At 35.8% G+C, this 15,415-nt stretch carries 14 protein-coding genes and 1 pseudogene; 13 read left to right on the plus strand and 2 right to left on the minus strand.

Going from position 1 to position 15,415, the window contains the following annotated elements:
* The 9 genes and pseudogenes from AC1DUW_RS12095 to AC1DUW_RS12135 form a co-directional block, all read left to right on the plus strand.
* Positions 1-337: recombinase family protein (locus tag AC1DUW_RS12095; RefSeq protein ID WP_477642611.1), on the plus strand; the 337-nt coding region annotated here is incomplete at its 5' end.
* A 461-nt stretch (positions 338-798) separates the two neighbouring features.
* On the plus strand, positions 799-1,173 hold the full coding sequence (locus AC1DUW_RS12100; RefSeq protein WP_477642612.1) for an STAS/SEC14 domain-containing protein: 375 nt from the start codon (positions 799-801) through the stop codon (positions 1,171-1,173).
* A gap of 589 nt (positions 1,174-1,762) precedes the next feature.
* Positions 1,763-3,037 (plus strand): annotated as a pseudogene (locus AC1DUW_RS12105) (IS110 family RNA-guided transposase).
* A gap of 510 nt (positions 3,038-3,547) precedes the next feature.
* The gene (locus tag AC1DUW_RS12110) at positions 3,548-4,009 is read left to right on the plus strand and encodes a putative iron-sulfur cluster-binding metallochaperone (protein WP_053347650.1); all 462 of its coding nucleotides are present in this window, start codon (positions 3,548-3,550) and stop codon (positions 4,007-4,009) included.
* Positions 4,010-4,341: 332 nt separating this feature from the next.
* Positions 4,342-4,932 (plus strand): hypothetical protein, encoded by a 591-nt coding sequence (locus tag AC1DUW_RS12115; protein ID WP_053347649.1) that lies wholly within the window; start codon positions 4,342-4,344, stop codon positions 4,930-4,932.
* A 458-nt stretch (positions 4,933-5,390) separates the two neighbouring features.
* On the plus strand, positions 5,391-5,531 hold the full coding sequence (locus AC1DUW_RS12120) for a hypothetical protein (protein WP_157444055.1): 141 nt from the start codon (positions 5,391-5,393) through the stop codon (positions 5,529-5,531).
* Between the two features lie 432 nt (positions 5,532-5,963).
* Positions 5,964-6,608: a formylglycine-generating enzyme family protein gene (locus tag AC1DUW_RS12125; RefSeq protein WP_180320483.1), complete on the plus strand. Its 645-nt coding sequence runs from the start codon at positions 5,964-5,966 to the stop codon at positions 6,606-6,608.
* A gap of 738 nt (positions 6,609-7,346) precedes the next feature.
* Positions 7,347-7,850 (plus strand): DUF2716 domain-containing protein, encoded by a 504-nt coding sequence (locus tag AC1DUW_RS12130; protein ID WP_477642613.1) that lies wholly within the window; start codon positions 7,347-7,349, stop codon positions 7,848-7,850.
* Positions 7,851-8,038: 188 nt separating this feature from the next.
* Positions 8,039-8,782, plus strand: a complete 744-nt coding sequence (locus AC1DUW_RS12135; protein ID WP_056530002.1) for an amidohydrolase family protein — start codon at positions 8,039-8,041, stop codon at positions 8,780-8,782.
* A 499-nt stretch (positions 8,783-9,281) separates the two neighbouring features.
* Here AC1DUW_RS12135 and AC1DUW_RS12140 read toward each other — a convergent pair whose 3' ends face one another.
* A complete protein-coding gene (locus AC1DUW_RS12140; RefSeq protein ID WP_053347645.1) occupies positions 9,282-9,812 on the minus strand; it encodes a PadR family transcriptional regulator in 531 nt (176 codons plus the stop codon).
* 46 nt (positions 9,813-9,858) lie between these two features.
* Positions 9,859-11,040 (minus strand): YhgE/Pip domain-containing protein, encoded by a 1,182-nt coding sequence (locus AC1DUW_RS12145; protein ID WP_477642614.1) that lies wholly within the window; start codon positions 11,038-11,040, stop codon positions 9,859-9,861.
* Positions 11,041-11,426: 386 nt separating this feature from the next.
* Here AC1DUW_RS12145 and AC1DUW_RS12150 point away from each other — a divergent pair, with 386 nt between their 5' ends.
* The 4 genes from AC1DUW_RS12150 to AC1DUW_RS12165 all read left to right on the plus strand — a co-directional run bounded on the left by AC1DUW_RS12150 (position 11,427) and on the right by AC1DUW_RS12165 (position 15,162).
* A complete protein-coding gene (locus AC1DUW_RS12150; RefSeq protein ID WP_477642615.1) occupies positions 11,427-11,849 on the plus strand; it encodes a UPF0715 family protein in 423 nt (140 codons plus the stop codon).
* A 549-nt stretch (positions 11,850-12,398) separates the two neighbouring features.
* Positions 12,399-13,670, plus strand: coding sequence for a group II intron reverse transcriptase/maturase (ltrA, locus tag AC1DUW_RS12155; protein WP_477642616.1), 1,272 nt, complete (start codon positions 12,399-12,401; stop codon positions 13,668-13,670).
* 166 nt (positions 13,671-13,836) lie between these two features.
* A complete protein-coding gene (locus AC1DUW_RS12160) occupies positions 13,837-14,406 on the plus strand; it encodes a GrpB family protein (RefSeq protein WP_053345581.1) in 570 nt (189 codons plus the stop codon).
* A gap of 291 nt (positions 14,407-14,697) precedes the next feature.
* The gene (locus AC1DUW_RS12165) at positions 14,698-15,162 is read left to right on the plus strand and encodes a phage tail protein (protein ID WP_477642617.1); all 465 of its coding nucleotides are present in this window, start codon (positions 14,698-14,700) and stop codon (positions 15,160-15,162) included.
* Positions 15,163-15,415: the final 253 nt, after the last annotated feature.

Here is a 15,415-nt window from a genome sequence, read left to right on the forward strand (position 1 = left end):
TAAGGATTTAGAAGAACGTGGAATAGCTTTAGTATTCATCAAAGAACAGATTGATTTTAGTACACCATCAGGAAAGCTAATGTTTACTATGCTGGGKGCTATTGCTGAGTTTGAACGTGATCTAATTAAAGATAGAACCACTGAGGGACGTAAAAGGGCTAAGGCACAGGGGAAACATATGGGACGTAAAGGGAAGGACGAGAAGGACGTTAAGAAGGCGTTAAAGCTGTATGATGAAAGAGAATCWAACGGTTTAAGCGTTAATGATATAGCTAAAATGACTGGCGTTCCACGTTCCACTATTTACGCTAAAGTGAAAGAGATGACTAGCAAATAGCTAATCGTCTTTTTTCTTAATGAACTAAAGGGGCAGTTTAGTTGAAGAAGAATAATGGGTTATTATGGTAATATGAGATTATAGGGGGGCTATCTAAATGAAAAATTTAATTATTGGTATCATAGTTTTATTGGTACTATGGCTAATACTTCCGTTATTTAATATAAACTCATCATATTTAATTCCTAATGTAATTGAATGGGCTACAAAGTTCATACTTCCGTGGATAGTATTGTATTGGATTATCAGACTCACTAAAAATTTAGAAAAAATTTAATAGCCTTTATTGAACTAAAGGGTGCTTTACTTCAATAACAGAGGTTGCTGAGGCAGCCTTTTTCTTATGGCACTAACGGGGCAGTTTAGTTCAACAAGCGTAGTGTCTTCGAACTGTGCAACATTAAAATTTATTCTCCCTTCCATTATTTAGTTTATAATAATAGTAAGGAGTTGTTTTTTTATTGAATGTTAAAAATATAAGTACATCCATTTCTGAAGATATTATTATTACTAATTTGACAGGTTACATAACCCTTGCTGATGTAAACACATGGTTTAATTCATTTGAGAAAACGTGCTATTCATTTATTAGACAAGGAAAAAAGTATAAGTTGTTAGTTAATCGTAAAGGTTATACTCCAGAACATTTTTCTGTACAAAAATTGTGGAAAGACAAATTTTTCTCTAATAATATATTAGGGAACACTATTGCAGTCGCTTTTTTATTAGAAGAAGGGGATATTCTAATTCACCTTGAACAGTCTAATACTAAAGACAACACAATGTTCTCAAGTAACTATGACCAATTAATTGACTGGCTTACTAAATATAAATAATGGATTTCTACTCCTAAGTTGCTGAAAGGTAACTTTTTTTATTTCACAGTTTGTGTCAACTCAACTATATGTTATAGAACTAACGGGTGCTTTACTTCAATAAGGGAGGTTGCTGAAGCAACCTTTTTGTTATGCAACTAAAGGGGCAGGATTGTTGAATAAGAAACACATGTTTTATGATAAAGTATATGTAATATTTTGAGAGATGAGGGAAGTGAAATTGATAAAATATTTAATTGGTTTTTCAGCAGGATATTTTGCTTGTATGTTAATAATTTTCTTTATCTTTGATTACTTTTCTTGGTCATGCGCTGTGGGTTCTTTAACTGGTATAGTTATTTTCGCACTTATTATAAAGATGCTTCGCAGAAAAGATAACTGAATTTATTCTAACCGAATTCTTAATGAACTAACAGGTGCGTTTGCTGAAGATCGGAGCTGTCTTTAAGGCAGCTTTTCTTTATGCAACTATCGGGGCAGGTTAGCATTCCTGTAGAGCGTTATTTTTCAGCTTTGAAAAAAATAGGGCTCCTCAGTAAGATATGAGTAAGACACCACTCTAACTCAAAACCTTAGGAGGAACCCTAATATGAAGTTTAAAATGCAAGATAAACAAAATCAACTAATAGAGAGAATTTCTGATCGACATCTCGTTGTTGGCGTRGATATTGCCCAACAATTYCACGTTGCTCGAGCTGTAAATTATCGAGGAATCGTGGTAGGTGATCCTCTTACTTTCGAAAATAACGAAGAAGGCTTTAACAGATTTMTAGAATGGATTAATAAACTAAAAGCTAAAAACAGCTTAGACACAACTATTGTCGGTATGGAACCTACAGGTCATTACTGGATTAATCTATCGAAATGGTTATCTAACGAAAAKATTGATGTCGTAACAGTCAATCCTCACCTTGTAAAAAGAAATAAAGAAAATCGAGATAACACTCAGTCCAAAAGTGATAAAAAAGACGCTCTCGTGATTGCGGATATGGTSAAGAATGGATACTATKCWTTTGTTCRTKYGRCTYCAGAGTCTTTCGAAAAACTTMGAGTYCTTATGTCCAACCGTGAYGTAATCGTWAAACGTCTCGTTAGTTCTATCAACCAATTAAATCGTTGGGTAGATGTAGTCTTTCCTGAGCTACGACAAGTATTTAAAGATGTGAAAGGCAAAGGGGCAATCGCAACTCTACGTTTGTTTCCTACACCAATCGAGTTACGATCGATGCAACCTCAAGATATTGTAGGCAAATGGAAATCGGTAATGAAGCGTCAGCCTGGGTTGAAAAAAGCTTATCAACTTATAGATTTAGCTAAACGTTCTATCGGAACGCACCAAGCACTTGATGCTTACAAGCTACATTTAGAACAACTACTAGAAGAGTATGATCTAGCTACAACGCAACTCGAAAGAGTGGAACAAGAAGTCACTAACGTGCTTCAACAAATTCCTTTCGCAAAGAAACTGCTGGCTATTAAAGGGATCAGTGAAATCTCTTTAGCTGGAATTTTAGGGGAAGCTGGAGATTTAAGTGGATTCGCCCACGGTAATTCTCTCCTTCGTCATGCAGGGTTACATCTTTCCGAGGCGAGCTCTGGTAAATGGAAAGGACAAATTGTCATTTCTAAACGTGGGAGATCCAGACTGAGGCGTTTCTTATACCTAGCGACGATGAGTCTTGTCATGAATAACCCTGAGTTTAAAGCGTTGCACGCCAATAATGTTAAGGTAAAAAAAATAAAGAAATTGAAGTCTATTATGAAATTATGCGGAAAGCTAGCACGGCTCTTTGTGGGAATAGCCAAAAGAAATGAATCCTATTCTCCAGAAAAATTACAAYCTTTAACAACTCTGGCAGCGTAGTTTTATTGAATAAATCAAGCTTCACRGGTTCTCGAAGGGAACCAAACTAAGAATGGATGAACGGTTGATTTTCAGCTTYCTTTTATCGAATGTTTTCTTATTCGTAGGATTTCAAAGATGCACGGAGTACCAGAKTTAWTCAACAAAAGGGCACCGACCCATTAGGTTAGCAAAACTGGCCTCCACCCCTTGGATAGGCATGACGAAGGAATGAGAGGGCATATTTTATGACCCGTTGAGACATGGGAGGGAAAGCCTCCAGGGGCGGCGTGGAGAAAATGTGCATTATATGGTAGAATATGGAGTTTTGTTATGACTCCTTTATTTAACTATGCTTCCACGAAGCCAAAATGATCTGAGCTCATTGCTTTTAACCGTTAATATATTTTCAAGGGTTATGAAATCCTGCGAATAAGTGAGCATTCGAGAGTTATAGCTATCATACTGAGGGAGTTGAAGTAGGAATGTTATAATTTTCATATTAGGACATTCGAAGGGAGGGCATTGAATATGTCTGATTGTTGTGCAACAAAAGAACAAGTTTCCGAAAATAGTGGTTCTGATTTGTGTCCGTCTTGTAATGTAAAAGGGAAAAATGTAAAAATAATTACGTTAAAATCAATGCTAAAACCATCAGTATTAGACTCTTTGAATGCAGGTTTAACTCATTATTTTTGTTCAACAGAAGGATGTAATGTTGTCTATTTTGATACAGGTAAAAAAATGTATCTAACGTCAGAAATTAAGGTTTCTGTTCATCAAAAAGATAAATCCTCTATTGTGCCTGTTTGCTATTGTTTTGGTTGGACAAAAGAGAAAATTAAGGAATATATAAAACAAGAACTTAGTCCTAAACCTATTGAACACATTCGTAAAAATATAAAAGAAAATCGATGTGGGTGCGAGGTAAACAATCCTCAAGGAAGTTGCTGTTTGGGGAATGTTACGAACTATATAAAAAGCCTTTCTTAGCAAAAAAAGTGTAACATACAATATTTCACTAACAGGTGCGTTAGTTGAGATCCGGGGCTGCCATTTGGTGGCTTTTTTGCTTAATGAGCTAACGGGTGCTTTACTTCAATAAGGAAGGTTGCTGAGGCAGCCTTTTTCTTATGGCACTAWCGGGGCAGGATAATTGAAGAGTGCTGTTTAATCTTTGTTCAACAATAGGGCCATATTGTTGAAAAAGCCTGCTCATTTACAAATTCACAAAAGTTTAATATGAGGAATTATATACGTAAGTTGGAGGGACTTGGTATTATTTGTTTGTGATAGAACAATATTCTATAAGGTGGGGGAGAAAAATGGTTTCATCTCACGGATTCAAATTTGGTGGTGGAGTTGCAGCTATCTTAACGGGGCTATTCCTGTTTATTGCACATGTATTAAACTTTATTGCTGGTTCGGATTATGGCACAGTTTTAGGGCAAAGTCTGGTTTTTATCGCTCACATAATAGCTGTTTTTGCTTTTATAGGAATTTATGATTCGCAAGGACGAAAAAACGGAACATTAGGGTTATTAGGGATGGTTCTTAGTACAGTTGGAACTATTATTGTTTCTGCCGTCGTCTATGTGGAAATTGCCAGTGCATCTGGAGTTAATGTTAGTTCAGTTTTTAATGAAGGTGTTCCAAGAATCATTCTGATAGTTGGGCCGTTGATGTTTGTTGTTGGAATGCTATGTTTAGGTATCTCAACAATCTTAGTTAGAATATTGCCTCGATGGGGAGGTTCCTTGCTTGTTATAGGGAATGTAGTTTTCGCAATAGGTAGCGTGGCAGGAAATGCAGAACCGATAATTTCAGTTTTGGGCTCAGCAATAACTTGTGGTGGATTTATATGGTTAGGAATCTTTCTAATTAAAATGAGAGAAGAAGATAACCTTTCTTATTAAGCTAACGGGCGCGATTCTTTAATAAGAATTGCTTTTCTTAATAAACTAACTGGTGCGTTAGTTCATTCATTAAGGAATACAATAATGATCAATCTTTTTTATAAAAGAATAAATCCAATTAATAAGGGCATGTTTTGATTAATCTTTTTTCAAAACATGCTCTTCATATTTGTTTTTTTATCCAGGTTAAAAGCGTTAATTTAAGCAAACTTTATTTTAAAGCTACACAAGAGGGAGCATTCATAAAACTACTTTACCCATTGAAGGCAAATTATCCAATTAAAGAGCAGTGTCAGGTTTTTTTTAAAGTAGACGGTTAGCGAAGAACAATGGGGGAAATACTAAAGGGAAGAATGGTTATTTAGAATTTTCAGAAAATTATATTGACAATAAAATGACGTTGTTATATATTATTTATAAGTTAAATTTATTGTTATATAACAGAAGGAGGAATCAAGATGATGAACATTTATGATAAAGCCTATGAAAGTTATTTAAAGATTTGTGAAAGGTATGAAATGGAGTCGATCAACTTCGACCACTTCATCAAAAATTTAACCAAAGATCAGTTGGATGAATACAGTAAATTAGCCGTTTAAATGAAAGGGCGTGATTGCACAAGATGGACCTCCCGGTTGATGTAGATGTAGAAGCCAAATAGAAACCCCACCAGTTGCTAAATGGAAACAGGTGGGGTTTTGTCATGTGTTTAAGAGTTTATTTTTATTTAGTTGTAGTTTTAAAATAAAGTCGTACTGTTTTAAAAAAAGATGTACCGATTTAAATAAAGTTTAATCGTTTATAAAAATGATAAACCGAAATCAATACTTGATATTGGTTTTCCTTAATGAACTAGAAGGTTAGTTTAAGAAGGAATTTCTTAGTGAATGAGTGAATTTAATAGTTAAAGGAGTTGAAATAATGAGATTAGGATTAAAAAAAGATGAAATAAGGTTATCAGACTATAAAATCAAGATCATTAGGAGGAAGGTAGTGTGTCTAATAAAATAAAGAGTTACATTGACTATCCAATGGTAAAAATTCCAGGGGGAGAAATAGAATTAAGAGACGATAGAATAAAAAGCAAATGGAAAGCTGAAATAAGACCGTTTCTTCTTGCCCGGTATCCTGTAACTATGGGTCTATACTATGCTATTACAAATAAATCACCTAATACTTTTGACGGAGATCTAAAACCGGTTGTGAATATTTCTTGGAATGATGCAATTTCTTTTTGTAATCTACTTTCACAGAAAGCTGGACTGAAAGAGTGTTATTCTATAAGTAATGATGGTGAAAACGTTATTTGTGATTGGGAATCAAACGGCTATCGACTTCCTTCAGAAGCAGAGTGGCAATATGCATGTAAAGCAGGGACTACTGGTTATAGATACGGAGATCTTGATAAGATTGCCTGGTATAACGAAAATTCAGGTGGCAAGATCCATGAAGTAGGAAGAAAGGAACCGAATGCATGGGGTCTGTATGATATGTTAGGGAATGTTTGGGAGTGGTGTTGGGATTTATATGATGAACAAGTGTACGGCTCCTACCGAATTTTTCGAGGGGGTAGCTGGGCTGAAGAGGCCAGGGGTTGTGGGGCTTCGTGTCGTCGTCGTAGCCATCCGTCATTTTGTATAGACGACCTTGGATTCCGTCTTGCCCAGTCTTTTTAACTTCAACAAACAAGTCAACTTTCGAGGTTTTACAGCATAACCAACGGATAACAGTGACTGGCTACACGTCTTTGTTTAATGAGATGAAATCCAAAAAAAGGGCTCTTTCCACGTAGGAAAATCTGCTTTTTTTATTTTTTATTTAAGCCCTCATTAAAACAGAAAAAGATCACATCTGGGATCAATATATCCAGCACGTGACCCATTTTTCCACGTATCTCGGTCGTACCCCCTTAGCGTATGGAAAACCGGCTTTTTTCTTCCCAAAATTCTCTTAGCGTAGTTTTGTTGAGAGGACCCCATTATGCCAAATAACCTTAGTATACTGGGCCTCCTCATATAGCTCCCTGAACCATCCTTCAGAGCTTAGATTTTCTATTGCCATTTTTATCTTGGAATAGGAAGTAGATCTCATTATTATTGCATCTGAAATTATATGAATAAAATCCTCCCTGGCTAGATCCTCTATCTTTCTCTTACAACACAAACTTAGAATTATATATKCTAAGATTTATTAATGTAACCCCTTTTTAATGGGATGCATTTTATTTAATTTTATCTATTTTGTTCTTGGAATGAGGAGATTCCTAGACTTTCTTAATGAACTAACGGGTGCTTTACTTCAAAAACATGGGTTGCTGTGGCAGCCTTTTTCTTATGGGATTAACGGGGCAGGTTAGTTGAACAAGAAATGATATAAGAATCCTTATTAAAAGCATCGTAAAGGTGGCTATTCAAATGGGAAATTGGATTGAATTATCTACATTTGAATATAAAGAGGTATGGGATAGGATATATGATGCATTTAAATTTGAACCAGGTATGTCAGACTTTCCATCTTTTGAAGTGCCAAATCCATTTATCACTTATGATGTATCCAAGTATTTAAATGTGTCCGTAGATTTAGATACTTATGATGAGATTTATAATGACCTAGAGGAAAAATCATTGCTTGTCTTTCAAGAACTCACACAGAAAAATGAATATATGTATGCGTTAGATTGGCAACATCCAGGTTATTGGATAAACCCCCGTTTGGAGTTTCCGAAAAGTGAATTTGATGAATGGACAGTACCTATTTTTCCAAACGGTGATTATTACTTTTTTATTCATAAGAATTTTGAATGGGGATTATTAGGACACCCTTGGGAAAGAACCATAACTATTTTTGGAAAAGAATTGATAAAGGTTTTTGAAAAACATCAACCAAAAATGTTTCAAAAAATATTACGTCAGGGATAATGTAAACCTTGTTGAACTAACAGGTGGTGCTTTACTTCAATAAGGGAGGATGCTGCGGCATCCTTTTTCTTACGGAACTAAAGGGGCAGGGTAGTGCAATAAGATAAACTTATGAATCTGTATTAATAACCCGCAATTTTATTTATGTACCATAATTGATATGTTAAAGAAAAGAAAGGGGATTTGAAATGAGAATTTTTGATGCGCATTTTCATATTATTGATTTTGATTTTCCAATCATCGAAAACCAAGGATATTTGCCACCCAGCTATGTTGTAGAAGATTATCAAAATGAAACTGCTGATTTGAATGTATTAGGTGGAGCGATTGTATCTGGGTCATTCCAAGGGTTTGACCAAGAATATTTATTGAAGGCACTTAAACAAATGGGTTCAACATTTTGTGGCGTTACGCAATTACCTTTTACTGTGACGGACGAAGAGATTATAAGTTTAAATAAAAATGGGGTAAAAGCATTACGTTTTAATATAAAACGAGGTGGTTCAGAAGATTTATCGAAGCTCGATTACTTTGCAAGGAGAGTTTATGATTTAGTAGGGTGGCATAGCGAACTTTATATTGATGCAAAAGAGTTACCCGAAATTGCATCTACTATTGAAAAATTACCTGCCATATCAATTGACCATTTAGGATTATCTGAAGAAGGATTACCTCATTTATTAAGGCTGGTGGATAAAGGCATTCGAGTTAAAGCAACTGGTTTTGGTCGTGTAGAATTGAATATTGAGAATGCCTTACACTCTATTTATGATATTAATCCAGACGCTCTTATGTTCGGAACAGATTTGCCATCTACAAGGGCGAAAAGACCTTTTGAGTATGCAGACATTGAATTGATTCAGCGTCTATTTGATGAAAAAGCATCCGATAAAATATTGTACACGAATGCGTTAAAATGGTATTTTAAGTAATTCAGCCTTAAGATTTAGAATGAAAATTTAAAGTTGGTGAGTGAGTACACGTAAACTCTTTTTTTCTTATGGAGCTAAAGGGAAAAGCGCCTAGGCACTCCATTTTATTAAACTTCATGATGGGAAAACTTAATTTAATCTTTTGTAATCATATAGGGAAACAATTTAATTATGAATAGAAAACTAAGAGCCTTACTACAAAGAATGTTAGTAAGGCTCTTTAAAATTTTTAATTTTCAATGGGTTAACAAAGGTGTTTAATTCATCTATAATTCAGTAACCCCTGCGACTGCTAATTCTTGTTTTGCTTACTCTAGTCGTTCTTTATTTATATCAGCTAATAATAGTGTTCCTTTTTTACCAACTAATTCAGCAATCACTTTGCCCATTCCACCTGAACCACCAGTAATGACATATACATTATTCATTTTGTGAACCTCTAATTACTTTTTGATCTAAAGTATGGAACTCCTGCCAAAAATCCTGCTCTTGAGTAAACTTATAATTCATTAGTCTTAATCCTTCTAATTAACTCTTCAAACCAATATATTGTGTGATCTGTTCTGGTCGAAAAATAACCATCCAAAAATTCACGAATATTCTCGTTGCCTTTAGGGTCTGGCTCGAAATTCTCAAGCTGCTCCCAAATAGCCTTGATGGACTTTACTTTTTTTTTCAATATATCTACTACTTTATCCCGGTCTACATACTTGATGTTGGCTAAACCAACAATCATATCCTTAATTTCATCCGCACTTTCAAATAATTTATAGATTTTATTTGGTAGTTCTTCGCGACCCTTAGCGGTAATCGCAAATACCTGTTTATCAGGCCGATGTTCTTCTTTTATCACTTCAACTGGCTCGACTAAACCTTGTTTTACTAATGATTCAAAATGGTAGTACAGTTTACTTTCAGTTAACCCGCCTAGGCGATCCAACGGAATGGGTTCTGAAAGCTGCTTTTTTAATTTATAAGGATAATTTTTATCTTCCATCAGCTTGCTCAATATAAAAATTTGAATAGACATTTCCTACGCTCCTTTAAGAAGTATTATCTCCTTATTGTAGCAAAACTTAAGCTGTGATTTCAGCCGCATTCTTTTCAACTTCTGTTTCAGAAACCTGTCCTGGCATTGGTTTTTGAATAAACGCGACAATAGCCATATTAATTAACATCGAAACAGCACCAACCGCAACCATTGACCAAATATACGGACTTGGACTAATGCTGCCATATAGGTTTGCAAAGTGCGCTTGCACCGAGTAATACATTGGTGAAATGTGGCTCATCCATTCATATGGTAAATACATCATATCACGTGTGATAGTGGCACCATTTGCTATTGTTTGAATTAATAAAATCGGTAAGTTTAAAATCATGCCGCCTTCACCTAATAAGAAGATTAAAATCGCTGTGAAATTAAAACATACCATATAGTTTAAAATTTGTTGACCTACTATACTGAAGAATAGGTCACCGCTTGGCTTGTCAATTAAATACGCTACACCTACAGCAACGAGTGATGAAATAACTGCAATCAATAACGCAGCTAATTGCACATAAATGAATAAACGTGTTTTACTTGCTTTTCCTCGACTGGCTTTAAATGCACCTACTAATTGCATCGCTCCAATCATCGCCCCAACATAACCGGCCATTGTTAAGAACATTGGCAGCATATTATTATTCATACCATCTGGTATTTCGTTGATTGTAACTACATTTCCGACATAGGAATTCTCAATCTTTTCCGCTAATTCAGCGGCTTGCTTTTCTGGTACATTAAAGTTCATCAATACGCCCTGGGCTGTTTGTTGTGAGAATTGTGTGCTTAACTGATTGTTAATTTCAGTTACGATAGCATTCATGGTAGAAGAAACGACTGTTGCCCCTGCCTCATTGATTGTAAAGTCAATGCTTGATGACGCTTCACCTTTTTGCATATTCGCAGAGAAGGTTTTTGGGATGTGTACGACTAATGCCAAATCATTTTTCTCTAAGTCTTTTAAGGCTTGTTTATTGGTTATATCCGTCTCGATTTCTTTAAAGGGTAAATTTTCTTGTAACTTTTCGGCAATCATCGCACCATTTTTACCGGCATCATCATTGATGATAGCGATAGGTAATTTATCGACATTTCCTGGAATGGCTGTATACCCAGGCAAGAAGATGCCTAGCATGGCAACAGCATAGAAAATCCCCATAAAGATTGCCGCAGTTGCCCCTCTTGTTTTTAAGAATTTAGTAAATTTCATCTGTTGAATCCATCCTTTTGAGTTAATTTTAACATGTCACTTTATTCAAAGTACTCAAATTAGAGTAGTTTAAAAGAAGTACTTTGAATTTTATTTTATTTTTTTCAATAAGTCAATTGAAAAATTTTATGCAGAGGAAAAAACCCCCAACAAAGCAGGACGTCAAATCTTCTACTTTGTTGGGGGTAACTATTAGGGAGATCATTTGTAACTTGAATTCCTTCGGCAACCTTGTATGCCAAAAACCCTTCTCTAACTGCCGTATATGACCATGATCACCCAAAAAGGAGCAACAGTAACTCTTATGCAACTATAGGGGCAGGTTAGTTGAAGAATTATGTTAAAATGGAATAAATATACCTATCATTTTGGAAGGTTGAGTAAAATTGGGGATTGGGAAATTAAGCGAAAAAGTATCTGAACTTAGCGACGTAATACCGTATTATTTCTTTTGTCTATTCTTTTCTTGTATCTCTTTTTCTGTTGCTATAATTCTTTTTAGTGGAGAAATCTCTTGGTTGCGGCCATTTCCTGTTATTATGTATTCTTTTTATGTTGTCATACCTTACTTACTTTTTGCAGTACCATTGCAAATTACATGTAATAAACGTCCGAGAAAATTTAATGTATTTTATCTTTTAATTTACACGGTACTTTCTTTTGTAGCAGTAATTTTGTTTAATGGAATATTATTTGAAAGGGAACCTACATATTTAGTTAAAACCCAACTATATTACGGTTTAAGTTTTGCAGCAGCAGCTATTTATTGGTTTTGGGACTCTGTCTTCTTACAAAAGAAAATTAGCTAACGTGGTGCGTTAGCTKAAGATCGGAGCTGTCWTTAAGGCAGYTTTTTCTTGTGTGCCAGGCATGGCAACTATCTAGGTGGTGAAAGTCCACTGTGGGGKTACACATCGACCAACCACTAAGGAAGCGCAAGGTACTTATCGTGAGGTAAGGGCTGGAGGAAGCGTGGAATAAAATCTTGGCTCGACGAACAGGAATCTGATACTAAGGCTCTATAAAGGGATTAAACTCCAAGACAAGTTAAAGTCCAAAAGATGTGCGTAACTTTATAGAGTAAATCAGGCGAGTAAAAGAGGAAAGATAGGTGTCTTACCCTGGGAGGTCTTGCGGATGTACAGAAGTACAGTCGAAAAAGGTTAGTCGCAAGAAGTCAGCAGAAGCCATAGTAATGAAATAATTTCATGAAGGGCTGAACAATTTATAGTGTTTCAACGCCACGAATGCGTAAGTGACGAACTCCGAATGTGTTAATGGTGAAAGTATGAGCGTACCWCAAAGAATAACCAAAATGGAGATATCACTTACTACGTGAGAGGAAAGGAGAAACGAGTGTGGAACTTTTAGAACAAATCCTAAGTAATAAAAATATGAACGAAGCCTACATACGTGTCTATAAAAATAAAGGTGCAAGTGGGGTCRACGGAGTAACAGTCGACGAACTAAAGCAATACCTGAAAGAGAACAAAGATGAACTGCGTCAGCGCATCAGAACAAGAAAATACCAACCACAAGCTGCCTTAAGAGTGGAGATCCCAAAAGAAAATGGAAAGATGCGCAAATTGGGAATACCAACAGTAGTGGATAGAGTCGTTCAACAAGCCATTCATCAAGTTCTCAGTCCACTATTTGAAAAGCAATTCAGTGAATTCAGTTACGGTTTCAGACCAAAAAGAAGTTGTGAAATGGCGATAATTAAAAGCCTGGAGTTTCTGAATAATGAACATGATTGGGTAGTCGACATTGATCTTGAAAGATTCTTCGATACCGTCCATCACGATAAACTCATGAGAATCATATCCAACACAATAAAAGACGGAAATGTCATCTCGTTAATCAGAAAATACTTAGTCAGTGGAGTMATGGTGAATGGAAAATATGAAGACACACCTGTCGGWACTCCGCAAGGAGGCAACCTCAGTCCACTATTAAGTAATATAATGTTAAACGAACTTGATAAGGAACTGGAGAAAAGAGGACTAAGGTTCGTGAGGTACGCTGATGATGCCCTTATCTTTGTGAAAAGTGAAAAGGCAGCGAACCGAGTAATGAGCACAATCGTGAGATTTATAGAAGAGAAATTAGGCCTGATAGTCAACGTAGAGAAGAGTAGAATCTCACGTCCAAAAGAGTTGAAATTCTTAGGATTTGGGTATTATTACGACACTAATAACAACAACTACAAAGTGAAACCTCATCCAAGTTCTGTACAGAAGTTTCAAAGGAAACTTCGACAACTGACAAAGCGAAATTGGAATGTTCCACTAGACTACCGAATATTGAAATTGAACCAAGTAATAGTTGGATGGGTAAACTACTTCAGAGTGGCAAACATGAAAAAAACGACGGAACGAATAGACACAAAGCTTCGCTCTAGAATTAGGGTCATCATATGGAAACAATGGAAAGTAGCGAAGAAACAAATTAAATCGCTTATTCAACTAGGAATTCCGGAGGAAGAAGCGAAAGGATTAACCTACTGTCGAAAAGGTTACCGATTCATAGGAGTATCCAAAGTCGTCCAAAGAGCAATCTCAAACAAAAGACTAAAGCAGAGGGGAGTCCCCTCTGCTTTAGAACATTATMTAAAAGAGTACACACTGTGATATAAATTGAAACGCCGTATACGCGAACCGTACGTACGGTGTTGTGAGAGGGGCGAAAATAAACTTATTTTCCCCCTACTCGATTTATCGAGGCAGGTTTGTAAAAGAATGCAGGTACAAAGATTTTTCTGAAACTGAAAAAATAAAAATCTTGAGGGAGAGTAAAATGAAAGATATTCATGATGAAAGCACATGGCCCGTTTGGGCTAATGAGACAATAGACATTGTCGAACCAAATCCCAAGTGGGAAGAAAAAGGTAATCGGGAAAAAGCACTTCTTCTTAATCTTCTTTCAACTTTCGGCATAACGGAAATTCAACATTATGGAAGTACATCTATTCCTAATTTACCAGCTAAACCAATCATTGATTTAATGGCTAAAATTGATTCATTTAAAAAAATAAAAGAAATATCTACATTGTTAGCTAATCACGACTGGCATTATGTACCACCTAACATAGACAATCAACCTTGGCAAAGATTTTTTGTGAAAGTAATTAACGACAAACGAGCAGTACATTTACATATTTTACTTGAGGGAGAAGAACGGTGGGATAATCAGCTACTTTTTCGTGATTTATTACGGACTAATCAGCAGTTTATTGATGAATACGCTATTCTTAAAAGAAATTTAGCAAAAAAATATAGCAATGATCGTGAAGCGTACACTAAAGCAAAAACAGAATTTATCAATTATGTTCTTAAATCTAAGTTGCGAACTAATATAAGTTTGTGAAGAAATGTACCTCAACTAACGGGTGCGTTAGTTGAAGAAGAAACTTGTGCATACTTATATCGTGAAATGTCATGCGGAGGCGTGCAGATTGAAATGTAACAATATTTTCTCTTGAATCATTTTTGGTATAATATTTGGTAGATGAGAGGAATAATTTGAAGTTTGGCTATATGCGTGTTTCTTTGACCAAAATTTGTATCGTCAAAAGAAACAATTTGAAGAATGGCTTAGTTTTTGGTGAAATGTGGATTCCTATTGTTAGGAAATAAAAAGAGAAAAGGAGAGATGTAAATGTCCTATATCGTTGATTTTAAAAATGTTTCTRCGGTTGGTTTAGAGTCTTCACCTGTAGTAGAAGCGCTTGCTGGTTTACGTGCTAATGAAGCCCGTTATTTTATGAACAAATACAAGCATGAATTTACGGTTGTAGCAGCTAGCGAAAGTCAGGAGAGCCTTGATTATGTGAACCGAATCTTGAAAGAAGAACGTGATATTGAGTTTGCGGCCAAACCTTTAGAAACGTCGAGTTTTCAATTGGAAAATATCAAATTTGCCTACGTCTTTTATGAGGATGGTCTTGAGGTCAATGTCATGTATACGGTTGATGACCCTAAGAAGCGGGCCGTTGGTTTTAAGCTTTCTGAGGGGATGGAGGTACCAAAGGAGTTAGAAGGGAAGTTTAAGTTTGCTAGGCAGAAGTCTAAACTAGCTGGAACAATTCGGGGCTCGTATTTTGTAATTAAAGGAGAATACTAAAGTAATCAAAAGCGCAAGTGGAGGAATCCAGCCATTGCGGTCTGTCTCATCAACGCTGGGATCAGGCCTATATGGATGCGTGGATGGAGAAACAATATTACTAATGATATGTCACAGAAGAATGTAATGAAATTGATTTTAAATCAACTGTAAAAGTAATTATTGAGATTAGTATGAAATACTAATTATCTAATGCAACTAACGCATACTTTAKAGCCATAAGAAGGCCGCCAATTGGCGGCCTTTTGAATGT

It is taken from the genome of Peribacillus sp. P4_C12 (assembly GCF_056402095.1).

Bases quoted from the DNA above. Each gene is read 5' to 3' on its own strand.
- AC1DUW_RS12110 (WP_053347650.1), top strand. From the start codon at position 3,548: ATGTCTGATTGTTGTGCAACAAAAGAACAAGTTTCCGAAAATAGTGGT.
- AC1DUW_RS12115 (WP_053347649.1), top strand. From the start codon at position 4,342: ATGGTTTCATCTCACGGATTCAAATTTGGTGGTGGAGTTGCAGCTATC.
- AC1DUW_RS12120 (WP_157444055.1), top strand. From the start codon at position 5,391: ATGATGAACATTTATGATAAAGCCTATGAAAGTTATTTAAAGATTTGT.
- AC1DUW_RS12125 (WP_180320483.1), top strand. From the start codon at position 5,964: ATGGTAAAAATTCCAGGGGGAGAAATAGAATTAAGAGACGATAGAATA.
- AC1DUW_RS12130 (WP_477642613.1), top strand. From the start codon at position 7,347: ATGGGAAATTGGATTGAATTATCTACATTTGAATATAAAGAGGTATGG.
- AC1DUW_RS12135 (WP_056530002.1), top strand. From the start codon at position 8,039: ATGAGAATTTTTGATGCGCATTTTCATATTATTGATTTTGATTTTCCA.
- AC1DUW_RS12140 (WP_053347645.1), bottom strand. From the start codon at position 9,812: ATGTCTATTCAAATTTTTATATTGAGCAAGCTGATGGAAGATAAAAAT.
- AC1DUW_RS12145 (WP_477642614.1), bottom strand. From the start codon at position 11,040: ATGAAATTTACTAAATTCTTAAAAACAAGAGGGGCAACTGCGGCAATC.
- AC1DUW_RS12160 (WP_053345581.1), top strand. From the start codon at position 13,837: ATGAAAGATATTCATGATGAAAGCACATGGCCCGTTTGGGCTAATGAG.